The sequence below is a fragment of the Psychroflexus halocasei genome, from assembly GCF_900107595.1.
GTDB classification, from domain to species: Bacteria; Bacteroidota; Bacteroidia; order Flavobacteriales; family Flavobacteriaceae; genus Psychroflexus; species Psychroflexus halocasei.
In genome coordinates this window covers 1-6,489 of sequence record NZ_FNQF01000019.1, presented here as the reverse complement: position 1 = coordinate 6,489, position 6,489 = coordinate 1, and the positions used below count along the sequence as shown (strand labels likewise).

6 protein-coding genes are annotated in these 6,489 nt (G+C 32.5%); all 6 read right to left on the bottom strand.

The window, feature by feature from the left end:
* Positions 1-892 precede the first annotated feature (892 nt).
* Positions 893-1,276 carry a hypothetical protein gene (locus BLV84_RS12035; protein ID WP_093246014.1) on the bottom strand — a complete coding sequence of 128 codons (384 nt, stop codon included), beginning with the start codon at positions 1,274-1,276 and terminating at the stop codon, positions 893-895.
* A 172-nt stretch (positions 1,277-1,448) separates the two neighbouring features.
* Positions 1,449-1,868 carry a hypothetical protein gene (locus tag BLV84_RS12030; RefSeq protein WP_093246011.1) on the bottom strand — a complete coding sequence of 140 codons (420 nt, stop codon included), beginning with the start codon at positions 1,866-1,868 and terminating at the stop codon, positions 1,449-1,451.
* Between the two features lie 9 nt (positions 1,869-1,877).
* Positions 1,878-3,677 carry a hypothetical protein gene (locus BLV84_RS12025; RefSeq protein ID WP_143521376.1) on the bottom strand — a complete coding sequence of 600 codons (1,800 nt, stop codon included), beginning with the start codon at positions 3,675-3,677 and terminating at the stop codon, positions 1,878-1,880.
* Between the two features lie 271 nt (positions 3,678-3,948).
* Positions 3,949-4,635: a HEAT repeat domain-containing protein gene (locus tag BLV84_RS12020; protein WP_093246005.1), complete on the bottom strand. Its 687-nt coding sequence runs from the start codon at positions 4,633-4,635 to the stop codon at positions 3,949-3,951.
* Between the two features lie 147 nt (positions 4,636-4,782).
* Complete coding sequence (locus BLV84_RS12015) at positions 4,783-5,061, bottom strand: hypothetical protein (RefSeq protein WP_093246002.1); 279 nt, start codon at positions 5,059-5,061, stop codon at positions 4,783-4,785.
* A 286-nt stretch (positions 5,062-5,347) separates the two neighbouring features.
* Positions 5,348-6,178, bottom strand: coding sequence for a prolipoprotein diacylglyceryl transferase (gene lgt, locus BLV84_RS12010; RefSeq protein WP_093246000.1), 831 nt, complete (start codon positions 6,176-6,178; stop codon positions 5,348-5,350).
* Positions 6,179-6,489 lie beyond the last annotated feature (311 nt).

Sequence of the window (6,489 nt, the reverse complement as noted above, 5' to 3'; positions counted from 1 at the left end):
GATAAGATTTTCCTCTGAAGGACAATCCATTTTGGTAATTTCAAATATTGTTTTATTCACTTGGTTTCTGGGTTTTTCGGCATTACTTACAACGGTCTAGCATAAACTTAGTGCGACCATGATTTGCTTTTATTTCGTTTTCAAGTTACAGACTTTTATAAAAATACTCAAACTTATTTTTTCATCACCGAACCTGAGCATTAAGTATTATGCATTGTTACACGCAGGCTTGATTCACAGAATCAAAAGAATTTCAGCTCTTGAATTTCATTTCTAAAATCTCTTAGAATCTATTTTTTTGCCGTCGTGAGTTTTCATCTTATGATTTTTCTGATTTTTAATTCTTAAATGACTTTCCAATTTTCAGAATAATTTTTCCGTTGCGATTTTCAAATTCCGACATTTTGGCGAGCTTGTCTTTAGTCTAAGTATACAATTCCGTTTGGCTGATCAGAATTCATTTCTCCGTTGCGATTTTCAATTCTGACGATTTCTTTTGGACAGACTTAATTCTAAATGTTTATTCTTCGAGTTAGTTTAAAGATTTCCATTTTTCCGCTTAACTTATTTATTCAACTTTTAATTTCAAATCTCAAAACTTAAAATAGGGCAGAAGCTCTTTTTTTTAGCTTGCGTGTAACGTTCTCGCATATCGCTTCGTTGCGGGAAAATTAGCAATTATTTTTCAATTTTAGATTTTAACTTCCAGAAAATCCCAAAACCCTGATTTCAGCCGAAAATCCGCAATGAGCGATATGCAGTGTTGGCAAACGTTTTATTTTCCAATAATATTAGAACCAACCTTTATAGATAAAGCTATATCAGAGAAAGAATATAATAATATCTGTCCAATTGATATTATTGAATATATTAGGTAGCTAATTCTCATAAGTCATTCCATTGCTTTATTAAATGCATCATCACCGAACTTTTCTTGAATTTTTTTGTACATAATATCATTATAGCATTTGTTTGGAATTCCGAGAACTCCATCTACTTTAATAATTTCAATTCTGTATAGTTTTTCAAGATTTTTTGGTAATTCTTGTCTACTTCCAAAACCACTAAAAATATATTTTAGCTTTCCTTCGTTAATTTCTTTCTTCGCAAGTTTTTCCGCTTCTTCACAGGTTTTAATTCCGTTATAGTTTCCTGACTCGATTAAATCAGATTCTTTAATAATTTTTGTGTTTTCCTTTTCTTTATCATTTACTCGAGTAACGTTATTACAGCAAATAAAAGTCATTAATAGTAGTAGTATTCCTATATTTCTCATTTTTATAGAGCTTGTTTCAAATGTTTGCCAACGGTTTTGTATATGAAAAGTAGCAGGTTTGTGTGTGCCATTTTTCGATTTATAAACAAAGATAGCAGAAAAGAACTTAACTTTTATTTAGCTCTTAACTGCTATTTTTTATATACATTGTTAGCAAAAGTATTTTATTTCGCTATGGTAAATCATTCGCATTGTCAAAATCATCTTGGTTTATTATAAACTGATAAACATTGTTATTTAAAACAAATTTAGAACTAAATCCAAATGGGTTGGTGTCATTTGGAAAATCTAATGCTGAGGGATTATTAATGGCTGAAATATAACCTTTGTTATTCTCAAACTTAAAAATTATAGAGTCTATTTGGCATTGAGTTAATTTATAGCCTATGAAACTTTCGTCACTATATGTACATTCTAAACCTGAATTATTTGCACTTAAATTAATGTTTGAAATTAGGTTTCCTTCAAAATACGCCTCAATGTTAAGATTTTCATTAGAATTATTTTGAATTTCCAAATTATAATTATTTAAGTCTGGCTCATCGGTACAGCTAAAAAGTAAAATCCCAATTAATATTAATATTTTTTTCATAATCGATTTCTAATTACAAGGTGTACTTAAATTGTTATTTCTTACATCCCTTACATAATCAAAAAGTTCATTGAGATTGTTTTCTGTGGCATTGAAATAATAGTTTCTAAGATTATTTTCCCAACAATCAATATCTCGGCAATTATCCAAAGCATTTTGAATTTGATTAAGATTATACCCTGTAACTCTGTCAATAGGTTGAATACCACCAATACCAGGAATAGTATTTTGATTTACATTATCAATTAAATCAGCAACAATAGGCGTATACTCATTCATTTGTGCAACTGTATTGGCTTGTCTTCCGTCATTCCATAATCTTAAATTTGTATTATTGAATCTATTTGTTGCTAAATAATTTGGGTCAAGAGTTAAATATCTTTGATTAGTTACAATTGTTTCAACACCTTCTGCCCAACTTTCGGTTAGTACTGCTCTGTTACAACTACCACTATGAAATATGGAAAACATACCTGCATCCATTCTTTGATGTCCTGCGTGTGTGAGTTCGTGCACTGTTGTGGCATAAATGCCGTCACTGGCTCTGTAGTTACAATTACCACTCCTCCTAGTGATTCTTAATCGAGAAACTGGCAATAATGTTAAAACGGCTGGTCTGTGTTGTGAACTTTGACAGGCTGTATAAGTTGCATTAATATTTATCCTGTCTTTTGGCATACTCAATCCGAATTGTGGTGCAATGCGAGTGTAGTAATCGAAAGCAGCATTTTGAACGTAACCATAAAATTGTCTTCTCCCATAGGTATAGTGTCTCCTCCAAGCTCTACGCTTGTGTGTTGCGTGTCCTCTATCTCTTGCATTCCAAAACCAAGAACTTGCTTTTACAGTAAAACGTCTGATATTGCCACTTCTTCTGTTTTTGAAGTATAAAGCATATTTTACTCTTTTTGTTCTTGTTCTTGATGTCTCAAAGTAACCATTGCGGTTGGTATGGGCTTTTCTTATTACTAACCATCCCCATTTTCTTACTCGAACTCGCGCTCCCATAACTCCAACACTTTGGTTTATGGCGTCTTCTTGCACAGTTATTGTTCCGCTAGGACGCCATTTTCTTCTTCTAAATAACCTTGCTTCCCCTTCTACATCCTCATCATTTGGTTCTAATTCGTAGTTTATTTGTACGTCCTTTACCTTAAGTCCAAGCCTTTTTACATCATCATAGCTTAATCTTTCGCTAGGGTCGTTCTGAAAGTAGGTATGTTCTTTTTTCTCATCCTCCTCTAAATTGTCAGAAATTTTTAATGCCTCTGTATTGAGGTCTTCATAAAAATCAAGTATATTTTCTTCTTTTTCTGATGGTGTTTCGCCTATTGCATCTTCACTTGTAAAATGCAGGTCTTTGAGTATTTCGTGAGGTACCTCGCTAGGTATTTGATAATCCTTTGGAACTACGGAATAGTAAAAGGTAAAAATGGTATCATTGGCCTTCGGGTCTAAGTATATTGACCCTTGGTTTGCTATTTCATATTCAAATGGTTCATCAGATACAGCCAAAATTGTATCGTTGACAATTTTGTTGTACTGAATGCTGTCCTGTGGTTTAAATTTCACATACAAATGGGTTTTGTTTATCGGATAATTTTTGTCAGGATGTTTTACTGCCGTAGGGTTTTTTAAAATGCTTTGGTAGGCTTCTGCCATATTTTCGACAGAGCACGGAATTTCCTTTTGAGTGCCCAAAACTGTGTATTTGTCATCTCCAGTACCTTTTTTCATATAGGATTCAGAATTAAATTCATTAGACAATTTATTCTCTGAAAATGAGTCGTCCTTCTCACAGGATGTCATAAAAGTTAGAATACTTACAAGTATTGCTAATGGTAGATTTGTTTTTTTCATAAGAAATATAGGTTAATTTATTTTTTACAAATTTAGTTTTCCTTTAACAATGAACGTTAATTTTAGGTTAATATTTTTGCTAACGGTGTTGTGTATGGTTAGTTGCGTGTTTAAGCAACTAATTTAGTAAACAAAAACGAACGCGAAAAAATTCCGAAGGAATTTTCCAAATAGGCAACGACCAAAGCAATTAATTATACACGGTGTTGTAGGTAGGCTTTTATTCCGCTGTTATTTTTTTCAACGCTTTAATTGCCTCCTTTTTCATAGTTTTATTTTTATCAGTTGTTAATTCAGTCAGTCGTTCAATGGACTTTGTCGATTTTAGTTTTCCAAGTGCAATAATTGCGTGTAAAGCAACTTGATTGTCAAAGGTCAATTCAAGCAATAATTTTTCTGATTCTGATTTGTGTTTTTTTGTCTTTCCGAGTGCAAGAACAAACATTTGTCTCGACATTCCATTATTCTTGTCAGCCGAAATTTCCTTTATTTGGTCAAAGTAAGTGTCCGAATATAAGTATTCAAACCAATTTCCAACACTCCAACCAATTAGTTCTTTCTCCTTTTCAGTTTTAAGACTTTGATAATACTCTAACAATTTCTCTTCTGCAATACCTTTGGCTTTTCTTATAGTTACTGCTCTTATAATTCCGTCTTTGATTATTGGGTCAGTAACCTTGTCAGAGTCCAGTAGGTCGAGCAATAGATTTATATATCCGAATTCCGTTTGTTTAAAATTTACGAGGTCAAATAAATCAGAAACTTTAAATCCAGCGTTTCTTAATTCCATTACGATGAATTCATTTTCTTTCTTTCTGACACGATGAATTTCATTGAGAACTTTAGGACTAGTTTCTTTTTTCTCCCTGATAATTCGTTCAATTTCTTTGTCGAAGTCTAAATTCATTCGTGATGTTTTTCAGCTTACCTACAACGTTGATGTATATGAGCTGTGGCGTGTCTCGGCACAGACCTTTCCTGATAATAACCGGCTTTGGAAAATCCGCAGGATTTTCCAAGTGTGGACAGACCAAGCCATAGCTTATATACGGTGTTACCTTGCGTTTTTTCTCGCGTAATTTTTTTCCGATGCCAACATCAAATTCCGCAATTCTTTTGATTCAGTTTCAGCTTTTAATTTATTCCAAGTTTCTAAAGCAAGTTCAGTAAAGTATTTCCACTCAATATCTTTCAGTATTTTTTTGTCGGATAAATTCCGCTTTTCAGGTCGTTCAGTATAGTTTCTAAATTCGTCGTGCATTTTCGCAACAATTTCCGCATCGTTCTTCGAAATTATTCCGTCCGAGATATATTCTGCATATCCATTTTCCAAATTTAAATCATCGAAATATTTGCAAACGCATTCATTATAATCGCCAATTATATTTTAAAATTCGGCATCTATCCATAAGCGCTTTTGGTATTCAAAATGTGCCATTTCAAATAGCTGACTTATCCATCTTTCCCTAATGTTCTTGTTTTGCTCGATGTTCATTTTAAATGCAAGGTAACGTTTTTGTATATGAGCTGTGGCGTGTCTCAGCACAGACCTCTCCAAATATAAACTATCTTTGGAAAATCCGCAGGATTTTCCAAGTGAGGACAGACCCAGCCATAGCTTATATACTGTGTTGTACACTGGGCTTTTTTCTTACAAGTATTAAAATCAGTCCGATAATAATGAAAGGAATACTCAAAATTTGTCCCATATTAATTAACATTCCGCTTTCAAAATCAACTTGATTTTCTTTAAAAAATTCGATTATAAATCTTGCAGAAAATATTAAAATTAAAGCCACGCCTAAAATCAGTCCGTTTGCTTTTACTTTTTTCTTGTTATAGATTAGCATTAATATTCCAAATATTAAAATATATGAAAATGCCTCGTATAGTTGAGTTGGATGTCTTGGTATTAAATCGTCTCTTTGAAAAATAACTCCCCAATTTCCGTTTGTTGGTTTTCCATAAATTTCAGAATTCATAAAATTCCCAAATCTTATAAACGCAGCTACTATTGGTGAAACAAGTGCAATTCTGTCTAAAACTGATAAAAAATTTGTTTTATACTTTTTACAATAAATTCCGATTACAATTAAAACTCCAATTGCTCCTCCGTGACTTGCTAACCCTTGAAATCCGATGAATTGATATGTATCTCCGATTTTTTTAATTGGCAGTAAAATTTCGAGTGGGTTTGCAAAATAATATGAAGGGTCATAAAATAAACAATGTCCAAGCCTTGCTCCCAAAAGTATTCCCACAATAACGTAAATAAATAACTTTTCTAAATTTTCAACTGGTATATTTTCTTTAATGTAAATTCGTTTTGCAACGTAATGTGCTAAAAGAATTCCAGTCATAAATAACAATCCATAATATTTTAAAGGAAAAGTTTCTGTTATCCAATAAATTACTGGGTCAAGATTCCAATTTATAATTCTATCGTTCATTCGTTATCGTTAGTTTTTTCAGCCTTGTGTACAACGTGTTTGTATATGGCAAGTAGCGGGCAAACTGGCGAGAACCTTTCCGCCAAGCACAAGCCAAATTTTTGTTTTTGAGTTTTACCTTTTTTTGCTTTAAACGACTAAAACAAAAATTGGCGAACTTCCAAATATACCGGAATTTCCGGTTTAGAACCAAACCTCGCTATTTGCTATATACGGTGTTGGCAGTAGGCATTATTTCAATATGCTTTTTAATTTTTCGGGACTTTGTCTACTATCCCAAATAGTCAAAATAATAATTTGTTCTTTTTTGA